Source organism: Pseudoalteromonas shioyasakiensis (assembly GCA_013391845.1).
Classification (GTDB): Bacteria; Pseudomonadota; Gammaproteobacteria; order Enterobacterales; family Alteromonadaceae; genus Pseudoalteromonas; species Pseudoalteromonas apostichopi.
In genome coordinates, this window is the sequence record CP058414.1 from 949,996 (window position 1) to 965,685 (window position 15,690).

18 protein-coding genes are annotated in these 15,690 nt (G+C 41.6%); 12 read left to right on the forward strand and 6 right to left on the reverse strand.

All coding sequences use genetic code 11. From position 1 onward, the window contains the following. Position 1 precedes the first annotated feature (1 nt). Genes HYD28_04370 through murA form a run of 4 tightly spaced genes read left to right on the forward strand, consistent with a single transcriptional unit; the run spans position 2 to position 2,503 of the window. Entirely contained in the window at positions 2–679 is a 678-nt protein-coding gene (locus HYD28_04370; GenBank protein QLE08256.1) for an ABC transporter substrate-binding protein, read from the forward strand. Continuing rightward, the gene (locus tag HYD28_04375; protein QLE08257.1) at positions 672–965 is read left to right on the forward strand and encodes an STAS domain-containing protein; all 294 of its coding nucleotides are present in this window, start codon (positions 672–674) and stop codon (positions 963–965) included. Before HYD28_04370 ends, HYD28_04375 begins: the two co-directional genes overlap by 8 nt. Before the next feature lie 5 nt (positions 966–970). Then, the gene (locus HYD28_04380) at positions 971–1,228 is read left to right on the forward strand and encodes a BolA family transcriptional regulator (GenBank protein QLE08258.1); all 258 of its coding nucleotides are present in this window, start codon (positions 971–973) and stop codon (positions 1,226–1,228) included. A gap of 15 nt (positions 1,229–1,243) precedes the next feature. Further along, the gene (murA, locus tag HYD28_04385) at positions 1,244–2,503 is read left to right on the forward strand and encodes a UDP-N-acetylglucosamine 1-carboxyvinyltransferase (GenBank protein QLE08259.1); all 1,260 of its coding nucleotides are present in this window, start codon (positions 1,244–1,246) and stop codon (positions 2,501–2,503) included. A 230-nt stretch (positions 2,504–2,733) separates the two neighbouring features. On the opposite strand, the gene HYD28_04390 is transcribed toward murA, so the two are convergent. From HYD28_04390 to HYD28_04400, 3 genes are all read right to left on the reverse strand, one after another. Further along, positions 2,734–3,816, reverse strand: coding sequence for a trypsin-like peptidase domain-containing protein (locus HYD28_04390; protein ID QLE08260.1), 1,083 nt, complete (start codon positions 3,814–3,816; stop codon positions 2,734–2,736). 98 nt (positions 3,817–3,914) lie between these two features. Next, positions 3,915–5,267 carry a DegQ family serine endoprotease gene (locus HYD28_04395; GenBank protein ID QLE08261.1) on the reverse strand — a complete coding sequence of 451 codons (1,353 nt, stop codon included), beginning with the start codon at positions 5,265–5,267 and terminating at the stop codon, positions 3,915–3,917. Between the two features lie 123 nt (positions 5,268–5,390). After that, a complete protein-coding gene (locus tag HYD28_04400) occupies positions 5,391–5,834 on the reverse strand; it encodes a YhcB family protein (protein ID QLE08262.1) in 444 nt (147 codons plus the stop codon). A gap of 219 nt (positions 5,835–6,053) precedes the next feature. Here HYD28_04400 and HYD28_04405 point away from each other — a divergent pair, with 219 nt between their 5' ends. From HYD28_04405 to rpsI, 3 genes are all read left to right on the forward strand, one after another. Beyond that, positions 6,054–7,142 (forward strand): AFG1 family ATPase, encoded by a 1,089-nt coding sequence (locus HYD28_04405; protein ID QLE08263.1) that lies wholly within the window; start codon positions 6,054–6,056, stop codon positions 7,140–7,142. Positions 7,143–7,469: 327 nt separating this feature from the next. After that, positions 7,470–7,898, forward strand: a complete 429-nt coding sequence (rplM, locus tag HYD28_04410) for a 50S ribosomal protein L13 (GenBank protein QLE08264.1) — start codon at positions 7,470–7,472, stop codon at positions 7,896–7,898. Positions 7,899–7,906: 8 nt separating this feature from the next. After that, the gene (gene rpsI, locus HYD28_04415; protein ID QLE10484.1) at positions 7,907–8,299 is read left to right on the forward strand and encodes a 30S ribosomal protein S9; all 393 of its coding nucleotides are present in this window, start codon (positions 7,907–7,909) and stop codon (positions 8,297–8,299) included. 134 nt (positions 8,300–8,433) lie between these two features. On the opposite strand, the gene HYD28_04420 is transcribed toward rpsI, so the two are convergent. Then, on the reverse strand, positions 8,434–9,093 hold the full coding sequence (locus tag HYD28_04420; GenBank protein QLE08265.1) for a DUF1707 and DUF2154 domain-containing protein: 660 nt from the start codon (positions 9,091–9,093) through the stop codon (positions 8,434–8,436). 318 nt (positions 9,094–9,411) lie between these two features. Between HYD28_04420 and HYD28_04425 the strand changes: the two genes are divergently transcribed. The 3 genes from HYD28_04425 to HYD28_04435 all read left to right on the forward strand — a co-directional run bounded on the left by HYD28_04425 (position 9,412) and on the right by HYD28_04435 (position 10,655). Continuing rightward, complete coding sequence (locus HYD28_04425; protein QLE08266.1) at positions 9,412–9,978, forward strand: BON domain-containing protein; 567 nt, start codon at positions 9,412–9,414, stop codon at positions 9,976–9,978. Between the two features lie 55 nt (positions 9,979–10,033). Continuing rightward, positions 10,034–10,192, forward strand: a complete 159-nt coding sequence (locus HYD28_04430) for a YqaE/Pmp3 family membrane protein (protein QLE08267.1) — start codon at positions 10,034–10,036, stop codon at positions 10,190–10,192. Positions 10,193–10,445: 253 nt separating this feature from the next. After that, positions 10,446–10,655, forward strand: coding sequence for a hypothetical protein (locus HYD28_04435; GenBank protein QLE08268.1), 210 nt, complete (start codon positions 10,446–10,448; stop codon positions 10,653–10,655). Here the strand turns inward: HYD28_04435 and HYD28_04440 are convergent. Next, positions 10,640–12,667 (reverse strand): methyl-accepting chemotaxis protein, encoded by a 2,028-nt coding sequence (locus HYD28_04440; GenBank protein ID QLE08269.1) that lies wholly within the window; start codon positions 12,665–12,667, stop codon positions 10,640–10,642. The genes HYD28_04435 and HYD28_04440 overlap by 16 nt on opposite strands. 113 nt (positions 12,668–12,780) lie before the next feature. On the opposite strand from HYD28_04440, the gene HYD28_04445 reads away from it, so the two are divergent. Continuing rightward, positions 12,781–13,551: an NADP-binding protein gene (locus HYD28_04445; GenBank protein QLE08270.1), complete on the forward strand. Its 771-nt coding sequence runs from the start codon at positions 12,781–12,783 to the stop codon at positions 13,549–13,551. Here the strand turns inward: HYD28_04445 and hutC are convergent, their stop codons facing one another. Further along, positions 13,552–14,259, reverse strand: coding sequence for a histidine utilization repressor (gene hutC / locus HYD28_04450; GenBank protein ID QLE08271.1), 708 nt, complete (start codon positions 14,257–14,259; stop codon positions 13,552–13,554). A gap of 142 nt (positions 14,260–14,401) precedes the next feature. On the opposite strand from hutC, the gene HYD28_04455 reads away from it, so the two are divergent. Beyond that, on the forward strand, positions 14,402–15,643 hold the full coding sequence (locus tag HYD28_04455; GenBank protein QLE08272.1) for an imidazolonepropionase: 1,242 nt from the start codon (positions 14,402–14,404) through the stop codon (positions 15,641–15,643). Positions 15,644–15,690: the final 47 nt, after the last annotated feature.

Below are 15,690 nucleotides of genomic sequence, written 5' to 3' on the forward strand. Positions count from 1 at the left end.
TATGTTTAAGAAGTTTTTATTGTGTATTGGTGTGTTGTTTTCGCTTAACACACATGCTGCTGAGCCTGCGGTTGATTTAAAAGACCCGTATAAAATGGTACGTACGGTGTCTGATAATACCTTTGCACGTATTACTAAAGATCAACCGATTATTGCAAAAAACAAAGAGCATTTACGTGTTATCGTTGAAGAAGAGTTGATGCCTTACATTGATTATAAATATGCTGCACTACGTGTGCTTGGTAATCATGTGTCGAAGGTGCGTGCAATCGAAGATAAAGATGAAAAAGCGAAAGCGATTAAGGAACTACAACGCTTTATCGACGTTTTCCAAAAGTATTTAATTGCCACCTACGCTGGCGTGTTTACTCAATACACTAACCAAAGTGTTGAGTTTGCTCCGGCACAACCATTTAAGGGTAAAGACGTGGTGGTCGTTAAAACCAAAATTGTTGAAGCCGGTAAACCTGATATCAGAATCGACTTTAAAGTACGTGAAGACCGCAGTGGTGACTGGGGCGCGTACGATATGATTGCAGAAGGTATTAGTTTGCTTGATGCTAAACAAAGTGAATTACAAGGTATTTTACGCCAACATGGTCTAGATTATGTTAGTGACTTACTTGAGCAGAAGAGCCAACTGCCAGTGCAATTTAGAGGTAATGGTGGCGATGAGTAAAGTCGAGATTACTCAACTTGAAGATAACCAGTTTCGAGTCAGTGGTGAACTGACTCGAAATTCAATTGGCCGTGAACGCCTTCTGAACGTCAAGCCAGATTCTAGCCATAAAACATGGTATTTTGACCTTTCTGGGTTATCTAGGGTTGACACGGCGGGCTTAGCTTGGTTAATTCACTCTTTCGCAGAATTAAAGCAGCAAGGTATTCACCTTGAACTGCAAAATAGCCCTGAACAATTGCAAAACTTGATGCAGTTGGGTCAGGTCACAAACCTATTTGAGTGAGATTTATGGAAACAAGCCAAGTCGAAACGTTATTACGCGACGAACTAAAACTAGATGAAGTGATTGTTAAAGCAAATGGTAGCCACTACGAAGTGATTGCTGTTGGTGAGTGTTTTGATGGCTTATCTCGCGTGAAGAAGCAGCAGTTGGTTTATGCTCCGTTAATGTCAACAATCTCAGACGGTACAATCCACGCTGTATCTATCAAAGCGTTTACACCGACTGAATGGAAACGCGAACAAAAATTCATTTTACCTCAATAGTCGCAGGGCCTCCTCATGGATCAATTTGTTATTCAAGGTGGCACCTCGCTGGCAGGTGAAGTCACTATTTCGGGCGCGAAAAACGCCGCTCTTCCAATTCTTTTTGCTGCACTTTTAGGACAGGGTAAAAGTACTTTTAGTAATGTTCCTCGTTTACGCGATATCGGCACCACAGAAGCCTTATTAAAAACGCTGGGCGCCAATGTTGAGTGGCAACAAGATAAGCTAATCATTGATGGCGCGACGGTTGATAAAACCCTTGCTCCGTATGAGCTGGTTAAGCAAATGCGTGCTTCAGTGTTAGCATTAGGCCCTTTGGTTGCTCGTTTTGGTGAAGCGCAGGTTTCACTGCCTGGTGGCTGTGCGATTGGTGCCCGTCCGGTTGATATCCATATTCAAGGCCTTGAGCGCATGGGCGCTATCATTAAGGTCGAAAATGGCTACATTAATGCCAAGGTGGATGGACGCTTAAAAGGTGCTGAAATCTTTATGGAGATGGTCAGTGTTGGCGCAACAGAGAACTTACTAATGGCAGCTACGCTGGCTGATGGTAAAACTGTACTTGAAAATGCAGCCCGTGAACCTGAAATAACTGATCTGGCAAATTGCTTAATTGCGATGGGGGCGAAGATCAACGGGGCAGGCACAAGCCGCATCGAAATTGAAGGTGTCGAATCACTATCGGGCTGTGAATACAGCATTCTTCCCGATCGCATTGAAACAGGCACCTTTTTGGTCGCGGCGGCAATGGCTGGCGGTGAAGTGCTTTGTAAAAACACTGATCACCATAGCCTTGATCCTGTGATTGAAAAGCTGCGTGCTACCAATGCTTTGGTTGAAGTGACTGATAACAGCATTTATCTTGATATGCGTGGCCGTGAATTAAAAGCGGTGAACATTAAGACCATGCCACACCCTGGTTTCCCTACCGATATGCAAGCGCAATTTACAGCCTTGAATGTGGTGGCTAAGGGCAGTGCAACAATCACAGAAACGATTTTCGAAAACCGTTTTATGCACGTGCCTGAATTACAGCGTATGGGCGCAAATATCCGCTTGGAAGGTAATACGGCAATTTGTGGTGATACCGAAAGCCTATCTGGCGCGCAAGTAATGGCAACTGATTTACGAGCTTCTGCAAGTCTCATCCTTACCGGTATCGTTGCTCAAGGTGAGACCATTGTTGACCGTATTTATCACGTAGATCGTGGCTATCAGCGTATCGAAGACAAGTTGCGTGCACTGGGTGCAAACATTAAACGTCGTTCTAGCTAATCGCTAAATACTTATAAAAAAGGCCTAACGAATGTTAGGCCTTTTTTATATCTGTATGTCTCTGTAATTATACCAATCCGCAATAATGCTTAATCATTTTGAGGGATTAAACCTGTCGCTACCTGCGTTAAAAATTTCTGATTTAGAACAACTAAATAACGAAACTTTTGCCTTGTTATCAACGAGGTTTTATTGCCTCAAAATAGACCACTTTATTAAGCGAATTGGTATTATTGCTCGTCTTCGAGCTCTGCTACGGTCACCATTACTTTTAAAATTTTACCATCGCGGTAAATTTCAAATTCAAGCTCTTTACCTGGTTCTGTGTTGGCAAGTTTCTCAAGTACTTGTTGTGGATTTGCTACAGGAATACCACCAATTTTAATAACAATATCCGTTTCTCTAATGCCTGCTTTCCAAGCTGGGCCAAATGGATCAAGTTGAGAAATGCGCATCCCCGCAACGGGTGTAAAATTGTCGCTTACATCCTTACCTGTACTATCGATACCTGTGCCACTAAATCCTAAATAGCCACGTACTACACGACCATGTTTGATCAGCTTATCCATAACATCTTTGGCAATAGAGTAAGGTACTGCAAAGAAAATACCTTGAATATCGAGGTTCTCGTGAGTTTTAAACTGCGCCGACGTGATACCTACTAAATCACCCCGTGAGTTGACTAACGCGCCACCTGAGTTGCCTACGTTAATCGCTGCATCCATCTGTAATAGACTACTGTAAGGGCTATCGATTAAGTTCTGTTTGCCTGTGGCACTTATAATACCTTGGGTAATCGTTTGGCCTAAATTAAGCGGGTTACCAATCGCTAATACTACATCACCAACACGCGGTTTAAATTTATCGTTCACCGGGATTTTCGGTAAGTGCTCGGCGCTGATTTTTAACAGTGCTAAATCTGTTTGCGTATCAAAGCCAATCACTTGTACATCATAAAAACGACGGCCATCAGAGAGTGTGACTATAATTAGGTCGGCATTTTTTATTACATGGTAGTTAGTCAAAATATAGCCATCTTGGGTCATGATCACGCCAGAGCCTAGAGCTTGAACTGTATTTTGTCGTTTATAGCGAGGTTGATTCGAAATACTTTCTGAAAAAATAGTGACCACAGATGGAGCTGCTTTTTGTACCGCATCAGCAAAGCTCATGTGTTCTGATGACATTGCTACTGGTAAATTCATGTCAGGTAACAACGTGCTACGAAGACTTGGGCTAAATAACACCACTAAAAAGGCAATGCCTAAACCAGTGAAAAGCGGGGGAAGGATAAATTTAAAAAGTTTTAGCACAGTATTCTTATTATCAGTGAGCAATCCCTTAATGATGGCACAAAAAAAATAACAGCGGCAAGCACCGCTGTTATTTTTTCATGATTTATCAACTAGGTTTACTGAATTAATACGAAAATAAGCTCTCTACCTCGTTTAACACCTAGTACGATGTTACCTTTGGTATTTTCGATGATTTTATTCATGTCACGGATTGTTTCTACGCGTTGACGGTTAACTTGCATAATTACGTCACCTTCTTCAAGGCCGACACGTGCCGCAGGAGAGCGTGCTTGTACGCCTGTAACTTCAACACCTTTACCATCACTCTTCTGGGTATTTTCTAAAGTTGCCCCTTGGAATGCTGGATGTGTTTCTTCGCCAGCGGCTGTGATCGCTGATGCACCATCTAGGGTGACATTAACCGTTTTGACTTTGCCATCTCGGTAAATGCCAAGCTTAACTTTTTTGCCTTCACCAAGAGTGGCTATTTTACTGCGTAGTTCATGGAAACCGCTAATTTCAGTCCCATCAACGCTAATAATTACATCACCGGCTTTGATACCAGCTTTACTTGCTGCGGTATCATCCATTACTTGCATAACGTAGGCGCCTTGTTTGACGTCGAGTTGTTGTGCTTTAGCAAGGCCAGCATCAAGTGGGCGACCCGAAATACCTAATGAGCCACGACGCACTTCGCCGTGCTCGATAATTTGGTCAACAAGGTTTTTCATCATGGTCGATGGAATCGCAAAACCAATCCCCACATTACCACCAGATGCGCCTAAGATAGCGGTGTTGATACCAATCAGCTCACCATTGAGGTTAACTAACGCGCCGCCAGAGTTACCTTGGTTGATAGCAGCATCGGTTTGAATAAAGTCTTCATAACCTTCTATATTTAAACCGCTACGGCCAAGGGCACTGACGATACCTGATGTTACTGTGTGACTTAAACCAAATGGGTTACCAATGGCAACTGCAAAATCACCTACACGTAACTTATCTGAATCAGCAATCTTAAGTGCTGTTAAATCCTCTGCATCAATTTGCAATAAGGCAATATCTGATTCTTTGTCACTACCGATTTTAGTTGCTTCATATTCGCGGCCATCTTCTAAGGTCACCACCATTTTTTCGGCATCTTCGATAACATGGTTATTGGTTACCACGTAACCTTCTTTTGCATCAATGATCACACCTGAGCCTAGGCCACTAAACTCACGCTTTTGACTGCCGCCACGAGGTACACCAAAAAAATCATCAAATGGTGTCGCACGGCGGCGGACTTCTTTTGAACCTGACACTTGAATACTGACTACGCCAGGTGTGATTTGCTCAAGCATAGGTGCTAGGGTTGGCAATTGTTGTCCATCTACAGCAACAGGAAGCTTTGCCATTGAAATAGTAGGGCTTAATAATAAGCTAGAAGATAAAATAGCAGCACTGATAACAGATAATTTCATTTTCATAGTCTGGGTTTACTCCACTTCAGAGATAAAGCAAAAACTAAAAAGGGCTGCATAAGCAGCCCTTTTCTTGGTTTAGATATAAAGCTGTTATATCTAAAGACTATGGGGTCAAAAAAAAGTTCATCAAGAGGCTTTAGAATGTTCTGAAACTTTCTCTGAACCAGTGAACAAGCCTGTTTCACCAACAACATAGTCAGCTGGCTGAGCTTCAGCACTTGAGCGATCGCCTCTGCGGTCTTGTAATGAGTTTTGTAATTGCTCCGTGGTTTCTTTAGAAAAGAACGGCTCATTTGGATGCTGTTTTTTATCAGCCAGTAACAAGTTATTTGTTTCTTCTACATGGTTTAGCAACTGGTCGTAGTTATCTTTCATTTTAGAAACTAGCTTACCAGTGCTAGCTAGGTGATCAGCCACATCTTGGCGGTATTGCTCAAGGGCATTGTTAGCTTGCTCAACTTGTTGTTCTAGTTCGTCTTGCTTAAATTGTTTTTTAGTTACAAAAGCACCAATGAAAAATGCTGAAATTGCAACGATGATTAGAATACCAATCCAGGTAATTGTGCCCATAAATCTACCCCTTTGGGAAAAAATAACAAAAACAGATGCATCATACCAATTTGCAATAATTCTTAATTAAGCGCGTTGGTATTAAAAGCATTTATAGTCCAATCATTATTAAAATATGCTTAATTTGATTGTGAAATCATACTGCGGGCTAATATACCCTGAGATACGATGCGTGTTAATATACTACGCAAATTTAACAGTGTTTTATTGTAACGACCTATGACTCCATGGCAGAAATACCAACAAGATTTACAACGTGAAGACTTTGTACATGATGCAGCACAAGAAAATGCAGTGCGTCACTTACAAAGACTCTATGATGACCTTACGGCAGACAAACCCGCCGCGAAGGGATGGTTTGCCAAACTATTCTCTAAAGATAGCACGCCGAGTATAAAAGGGCTTTATTTTTGGGGGGGAGTTGGTAGAGGTAAGACCTATTTAGTTGATACTTTCTATGAAGCTTTACCTACTGATCGTAAAATGCGTGTGCACTTTCATCGTTTTATGCATCGAGTACATGATGAGCTTAAAAAATTAAAGAACACCAGCAACCCATTAAATGTTGTAGCTGATATTTTTAAATCAGAAACAGACATTATCTGTTTTGATGAATTTTTTGTTCAAGACATCACTGACGCAATGCTGCTTGGTGGCTTGATGGAAGCATTATTTGAACGTGGCATTGTGCTCGTTGCTACATCTAATATAGTGCCAGATGAGCTGTATCGTAACGGTTTACAGCGCGCACGTTTCTTACCTGCAATTGAGCTGGTAAAAGCTAATACAGAAATCGTTAATGTTGATTCGGGTGTTGATTATCGATTGCGTACACTTGAACAGGCTGAGATTTTCCATAGCCCGCTTGATAAACAAGCTGACGATAATTTATTTGAATACTTCGATAAGTTGTCACCTGAGCCGGGGGTGCTCGACAAGGCAATTGAAATTGAAGGGCGCATGATCAAAACCCGTAAAGTATCAGACTGTATTGCCATGTTTGATTTTAGCGAGCTGTGCGAAACAGCTCGTAGTCAAGTTGATTACATGGAAATCAGTCGACTCTATAACACCGTGATTTTGTCTAATGTAAAATCGCTAGGTCAAGCTAATGATGATGCGGCACGTCGTTTTATCGCATTAGTGGATGAATTCTACGAACGTCATGTCACCTTGATTATCTCTGCAGAAAAGCCAATTACTGAGCTATATAGTGAAGGTAACTTAAACTTTGAATTTAAGCGTTGTATTAGTCGATTACAAGAAATGCAATCGCTAGAGTATTTAGCAAAAGAACACTTAGCTTAGAAGAGCCGTCAGTCTTTAGCCGAACGGTGTTGAATGTAAGGCGCGTCAAGCAAGCGTGACGCCTACGATTGATGTAGGCGTGAAATTTATTTCGCGCGCACTTATTAGCTGATTTTCTCGAATAAAAAACAACCATCATCTAGCAATGTGGTTTGAGTGCTGGTATACTCCCGCGTCTGCCACGTTGCGTTCTATTACCAATTATTAGTTTAGCCTCTAATTTTTGGTTTAAAGTCTTCAACTCGAAGGGGTTAAAGCATTCAACTTAGAGCGGTAATTAATAATAATTACCTGTGGTTTTAATTAAAAAACATTGGATTTTAATAAATGAAAACGTTTGTTGCTAAGCCAGAAACAGTAAAACGTGACTGGTACGTAGTTGACGCTGAAGGTAAAACTTTAGGTCGCATCGCTACTGAAATCGCTCATCGCCTACGCGGTAAGCATAAAGCTGAGTACACTCCTCACGTAGATACTGGTGATTACATCATCGTTATCAACGCAGAGAAAGTTACTGTTACTGGTAATAAAGCAAAAGACAAAATGTACTACGCTCATACTGGTTTCCCAGGTGGTCTTAAGTCTACTACTTTCGACAAGCTTCAAGCTGCAAAGCCTGAAATGATTATCGAAAAAGCTGTTAAAGGCATGTTGCCACGTGGTCCTTTAGGCCGCGCTATGTACCGTAAACTTAAAGTTTACGCGGGTACTGAGCACAACCATGCTGCACAACAGCCTCAGGTTCTAGACATTTAAGGAGCACTATCATGGCAAATCAATACTACGGTACAGGTCGTCGTAAAAGTTCAAGTGCTCGCGTATTCTTACGCCCAGGCACTGGTAACATCGTAATCAACAAGCGCTCTCTAGAAGAGTACTTCGGTCGTGAGACTGCTCGCATGGTTGTTCGTCAAGCATTAGAGCACGTAGAAATGACTGAAAAGTTTGACCTACACATCACTGTTTCAGGTGGTGGTACTACTGGTCAAGCTGGTGCTATCCGTCACGGTATCACTCGTGCACTTATGGAGTTTGACGAGTCTCTACGTCCTACACTTCGTAAAGCAGGTTTCGTTACACGTGATGCACGTAAAGTTGAGCGTAAGAAAGTGGGTCTTAAGAAAGCACGTAAGCGTCCACAATTCTCAAAACGTTAATATTTACGTTTATCAGAATACCAAAAACCCAGCTTCGGCTGGGTTTTTTGTATTTATAGCTCTCTCAGACGTCAGTATTGTTTAAATGAACAAACCCCTTACCACACATAATAGCTTTATAAGAGTAGACTTTTTTATTGCATCTTATTCATTTCTTTCCAACTGGCTTTTAGGCTGTTAGCAAAGCTAATGAACTTTTCTTTCATAGTGCGTTTAACTGAAATCTCGACTGAGCCTAGCCATACGTTACCTTCAATGGTGATGGTTGGACCTTGACCTTTGTTTAGAGCGACTGACTTGTTCTCAACACTGCCTATTACACTAAACAGTTTGGATACCACATTGACATGTTCTGGTACGTAGATTTCGTCGTTACCTAAAATACAGTTTACATATATAGTGACATGCTGATGCTGGAAGATCGCTTCGCTAAAGTCGAGTTCGATAGAGCCTAAACAGTTTGTCAGGTGAATTTCTTTTGGTACCACCCATTGGCCGCTGCGCTCATTTGAACCAAGAATACTACGAAGGTGTAGGCTTTCGTTATCGCTGCTGTGACTATAATGAGGCTTAAATTGAGCATGCTTATGCGATTTGTAGTCAATGTCAGCTTTTAGTTCTAAGTCAGCAACAAGCTCTACCAGAACTTCGTTGCTGGTGGCCGCCATTGCTTGATCTAGTCGGCGTTCAAATGCTTCAGCTGAAATAACAGCATGACTATAGTTATAAATGAGTTGATCGATTACTTCTTCTCTTACTTGATCAATTGGGCGGTCTTCAAGTTTAACGGCCATGGTAGTTCCCTGTTGTGATTTTATAGTTATTATTCATGAAGCAAGGCTTAGGCCAAATTTTATTTCCATATAAATCAAAAGGTTAGTTTTTATGGCTAATAATCAATTTCGTTAAATTAACCACAGATTAATAAAATTCGCAACTAAGTAGCTATTTTTGCAACATCGTGAACTTATTACCGATCAGCTTGTAAATCTTTACCGAAATAAATATAAACAGTCGCTGAATCAATGTTTAACTAATTGAAAATTAAGATATAAATAGTTGGCATCATAGTCGCATTACTTAATCTGTCTTTAATCAAAAGGAGAAAGATTATGAACACTTTTAACAAATCTATGATTGCCGCTTTAGTAATTGGTGCAACTAGCATGTCAGCTCAGGCAAGCAGCTGGGAAAATGAAAGTAAAGATGCTTGGATTGATGGTAAGGCAGAAACTGTGCTTCTTATGAACACAAACCTTAACAACTTTGACATCAACACTGATGTAACGAATGGCAAGGTTGTACTTACAGGTAAGGTTGATAGCGAATTAGATAAAGAACTTGCTGAAGAGCTGGTTCTTAGCCTAGACGGTGTTAGCTCTGTTGATAACAAATTAACTGTTGTTAAAAACATGAAAGCTAAGCACATGAAATCAGACAAAGCTGATTCAGCAGAAAGCGACTTAACCGATGCAAAGATCACTACTGTAATCACGACACGTTATTTATTTAACTCAGAAGTAGGTGGTACAGACATTGATGTGGATACTGACAACGGTGTAGTAACACTTAATGGTACTGTTGAATCTGATGCAGAAAAGCAATTAGCGGTAAGCATTGCTGAAAACGCTGAAGACGTTCATAAAGTAATCGATAAATTGAAGATTATTGCTGAATAATAGCAAGCCCTTTAGCCCAGCTTTAGCTGGGCTGATTTAATTCAAGGAGTGAGTTATGGATTTAATACGTATTATTTTATCAGTTTTAATTCCACCCTTAGGCGTATTTTTACAGGTAGGTTTAGGTGCGCAATTCTGGATTAATATTCTTTTAACCTTATTAGGATACATTCCTGGTTTGATTCATGCCGTGTATATCATCGCTAAGCGATAATTACTGCATTGATCTGCAAGGATGAGTAATGGAGCACAGCAAGGAAGGGCTGTAGGAGTAACGGATTATAAACCGCAAGGAGTTTACAGTATGGATAATGTAACTACGCTCAAAGGACAACAAGGAAGTAACAAGGCGTTATGGAGTAGCGCACAATGGCAACGCTTTATGGATAAAGTGAATGGAGATGACAGCAAGGAATAAGCTTAGGCAGGAGCCAAAAAGGATGAAGCTAGCGTAAGGAGGAGACTATATGGAAAAAGTACAAACGCAACCAACACAAGGATTGACCGACAAAGGAGTTGCTTTATGGAACAAGCAACAGTGGCACGAATTTATGGAACACGCGAAAGCGGTTGCGCCACGAATAACAGGGAAGGCTGACGATAAAAACCCGATGTCATCTTCAGGTGACATCGGGTTTTTAACTACTTCAGCAATTTATCTTTATAACTTAAATTGATTCACCGTCTTATTTAAAGCGGCTGCTAATTCATTCAAATCACGTGCTTCATCCGCCAATTCATGAGCATGATCCGCAGTGCTATTCACTAAGTGATTAATCGCTGCCAAGCTATTGTTGATATCTTCTGCAACCACAGTTTGTTGCTCTGTCGAAGTCGCAATTTGATGACTTTGATCTTGCACATTTGTCACAGATTGCGCGATATCTTGTAGAGCTTGCAATACAATTTGTGTTTGCTCAACTGAACCCTCAGCACGCTCTTGACCTTGTTGCATCATGGTTGATGCTTGTTGAGCAATTTGCTGTAAACGGCTGATCATATTGCGAATATCATCTGTTGATTCTTGCGTTCGGCTTGCCAGTGAACGAACTTCGTCAGCAACAACCGCAAAGCCTCGACCTTGCTCGCCAGCACGGGCTGCTTCAATTGCCGCGTTCAGTGCTAGTAAGTTAGTTTGCTCTGCAATTGAGTTGATAACATCAACTACCGCGCCAATATTGCCACTTTCTTGCTCAAGACCCGCAACCACTTTAGATGCTTCACCAATGTGGCTTGCAAGAGCGGTCATCACTGATTGTGCTTGAGTCGAGCGCTTAGTGCCATCTGCGGTAATAGTTTGCACTTCTTCTGCCGCATTATTGGTGTGCTGAGCGTTACGTGAAATCTCCATCACCGTAGTTGCCATTTCTGTTACTGCAGCACTCACACTGTCTACTTGTTGCTTCTCTTGCTGAATTTCATCGTTGGTTTTTTGCGAAACTGTTTTCAGCTGGCTAGCAGCTTGGCTTAGCTGCTCTGCTTGTGCAGCAGTATTAAGCATCATTGCACGTAGCTTATCGATGAAAGTATTCATGTGATGGGCAAGTTGACCCACTTCGTCATTACTTTTTATCTCGATTTTTTGTGTTAAATCGCCATCACCTGAGGCAATATCACGCATGATGTAAGTTAGTTTTGTTAGAGGCTTGGTGATCATTTGCGTCGCCCAAAAGATCATCGCAATGATAATCGCGAGAATGATGATCACAGATGTGGTCGTTGTCATCACCGCATCGTTTACCGGCTCATCAATCATGCTGGTCGGTATTAAAATACCGACATACCAATCTAGGTAAGGAGTTTCTAACTCAAGTCGGTTGTATACAACATAATATTGCTCACCTTTGAATGTAACAAAGCTGCTACCATCTTTTTGGCTTTTCATCGCGCGGTTTAATTCGCTAAAGCCTGAAGTGTCGCTAAATTGTTTTTCGAGGGCATCTAAACCTTCTTTACCATTCGGTCCTTCATCAGTTACAGACAGTTTATGACCAGTGCGTTTCGATAAGTGTACAACCTTTTGATTGCCATCTAGTAGGAAGCCAAAACCTTGGCCATTAAAACGAATGCCTTCAACCATGTCGTTGATATTATTAAGCTGTAAATCAACACCACCAAAGCCTACAAGTTTATTTTGTTTATTATAAACAGGCTGCTGTACAACTGCTGAAGCATTCCCGGTGGTCAGATCTACAGAAATAGGACCAACATAGAGTTTGTTGATTTTTAAAGCGTCTTGCCACCAACCTCGTTTGTACGCGTAATAAGGCTGGCCGTTATAATGAGAGGTGCGCTCATTTTCTTTAAAATACTCACCTGTTGTTGCAGATGCAAAAAAGGCAGATAAGATGTTGTCGTCGTTACCACTGATGCGGACAAAATCTTGGTTAACACTGTCATATCCAGGTTGGTTATCAAGGCTTTGATCACGTTCAGTCCAGTTGTCGAACCAATTAACTAAGTGCGGATTTGTCACGAAAGTTTGTACAACTTTACCGTATTTGGCAAAGTAACCTTGCATTGAGAGTCGCTCACTCTGTAAATAGCTATCTGCTTCTCGTTGAATAGCTTGGCGTGATAGCTCAGCAATATGGTTAACAAAAAAACTAGAGGCGATGATCAGTAATACACTTATCGTCCCGCCGATGAGTAGTAATATTTTTTTTCGTAAAGAGAGGTTATTTAACATAGGTGCACGTGTTTTTATTATCGGGTAGAGTTATCTATCTAATCATATTTGCACCCAAATCGCTACACTGTTAAGTGAAGGTTAATAATAAATGCTAAGGACTTATTGTATAAATGAGTATTGAAAAGAATAAATTGGTAGTTTTAGGTGCTGGTTGGCTAGGCCAAGCACTTTGTATTAATGCAAAAGAATTAGCATGGCATGTGCAGGGAACACACCGTAGTAGCGAACATGAATATGACTTTCAGCGTCAGTTTGCACTTGAAGACACAGTGCTTAAACACGATGTTTCACTTGAAAATGCATGGTGGGTGTGTGCAATCCCACCACGTAGCCGCAGTTCAAAAAGTAATTATCTAGCCACTTTGCAAGCAGGGCTTGATCTGGCCAAGCAACTAAATTGTAAAGGCTTTATTTTATGCTCCTCGACAGGTGTCTACCCAACTGACAATGGTCAATACGACGAAACTACAGAAATTAATTGTCAATCAGCGCGCCAACAACTGCTATTTGATGCCGAGCAGTTAGTGTTAAATGCCGGTGGTAAAGTATTGCGTTTGGCAGGACTAGTTGGCCCTGGGCGCGATCCGGGTAAGTTTGTTGCTGGTAAAGAGCTTTCTAGCTCAAGTCAGCAGGTAGTGAACATGGTACAACAGCAAGACGTGATAGCGGCGATTTTGGCTGTACTTGAAAATTGGTCTAACGCGAGCAGCATTTATAATGTTGTCAATCCGGCGCACCCAACAAAAGTGGATTACTACCAGCAAAAATGCTCTGAGCAAGGCAATCAATCACCCACTTTCACAAGCCATGATAAAGGCGAACGAATCATTGATGGTTCAGCGATAGAGGCACTGAATTTTCTTTATCAAACGCCTATTTAGCTACTTTTTAAAAGTAAGGTGACCGCCTAGCCGGTATTTACTACCCGGTGAGACTAAGCGTGCAAAGCTTACAATACCTTGTGATGACCAGGTTCGGCGGATCACTTGTAAGCATGGCTCTTCGTTATAAAGATTGAGCCATTCACACATTTCTGGATTTGGCATAATTGCTTCAACCGTGTGACGTGCTTCGGTTAGTGGAGCATTCTGCGATAAATATTCGTGGGGTGTTAGGCTGTGAAAGTCTTGCTGTAAGTAGTCTTTAGCAAGAGCTGGGTTCACAAAACGCTCCTCAACTTGCAAAGGTTGCTCGTTTTCATTGTGCACAATCACACTTCGATAAACATGGCTGTCGACCTCGACACCCAGAGCAATCGCAATTGGCGCTATAGCGCTAATTGATTCCATCACTAAAATAGTACAACTGTAGTTGCTGTTTCGTGCTTTAACTTCATCGGCAATGTTTTTGATTTCAAGTAGTGATGATTGTGATTTGAAGTTGGCAACAAAAGTACCTTGGCCTTGGCTGCGCGTTAAAATACCGGCATCGGTTAATTCACAGAGTGCGCGCCTAGCTGTCATGCGGCTAACTCGAAATTGACTAGTTAGTTCGTTTTCAGACGGGACACGATCGTTTTCTTGCCATTCTCCCGATTGAATATTTTCCAGAATGAATTCTTTTATTTGCGCAAACTTAGGAACGTTCATTATGAAAAGTTTATAGGTGGGTTAACAGTATGTTACAAGGTGACATAATTTCCTTGTATATACAAGATGAGTTGATAAACTTTAAACAAATTTAAATTTAGGCTCACACTGAGCCTTTAGCAAGCATCAAGATAGGTGAAAAATGCACATAACCAACAATGATCAAGCGCTCTGGGATTTAGTGATCACAGATACCAATATCGCCACAATGGATCCTGATGTTGATGCACCATACGGCGCCATTGAAAATGCAGCTATTGCTGTTAAAGATGGCAAAATTGCCTGGTTAGGTGCACAAACTGATTTACCTGAGTTTGACGCACTAGCCACGCCAACTGTGTCTGCAAAAGGGCAGTGGTTAACACCTGGATTGATTGATTGTCACACTCACTTAGTATTTGCTGGTAGCCGCGCAGAAGAATTTGAGCAGCGTTTACAAGGTGTAAGCTATGAACAAATCGCTGCAAAGGGGGGCGGTATTGCAAGTACGGTACGTGCAACCCGAGAAGCCGACCACGAAACCTTATTTGTTAGTGCAAAAGAGCGTTTAAATGCGTTATACGCAGAAGGCGTGACTACGGTAGAGATTAAATCGGGTTATGGCCTTGATTGCGAAAACGAAATTAAACTACTTGAAGTGGCTCGTTTACTCGGTGAAAATCACCCGGTTGATGTTAAAACCACCTTTTTAGGTGCTCACGCGTTACCGCCTGAATATAAAGGCCGTAGCGATGAGTATATTGACTTGGTGTGCGGTGAGATGCTTGACCGTGTTGTTGAGGCTGATTTAGCTGATGCGGTTGATGCATTTTGTGAAAACGTTGGCTTTAGTAACGAGCAAACTCGCCGTGTGTTTGAAGCGGCTAAAAAGCACAACTTACCGGTTAAGTTGCACGCTGAGCAGCTATCTAATCAACATGGTGCAGAGCTTGTTGCAGAATTTAATGGCTTATCTGCTGATCATATTGAACACTTAGATGAAGCAGGCATTCAAGCAATGGCCAAAGCAGGCACTGCTGCGGTATTGTTGCCTGGTGCATTTTACTTTTTACGCGAAACAAAGTATCCGCCAATTGAACTACTCCAGCAGTATCAAGTTCCTATCGCTATTTCAACTGACTTTAACCCAGGGACTTCACCATTATGTTCATTGCACTTAATGATGAATATGGCATGTACTATTTTCCGCATGACGCCTGAACAAGCATTAGCAGGGGTAACGCGCAACGCCGCAGGTGCTTTAGGTCTTGATGACCGTGGAGTGTTAAAAGTAGGTGCTCGGGCTGATATTGCCCACTGGCAAATATCCCATCCAGCACAATTAAGTTACCAGTTTGGCGTAAATAAACTGTTAAATCTGTGGATTTTGGGTAGACTTAGTTAGATAAGTTTTATTACGCAGTTTGGATTACATGTCATTGATTTTTAGTT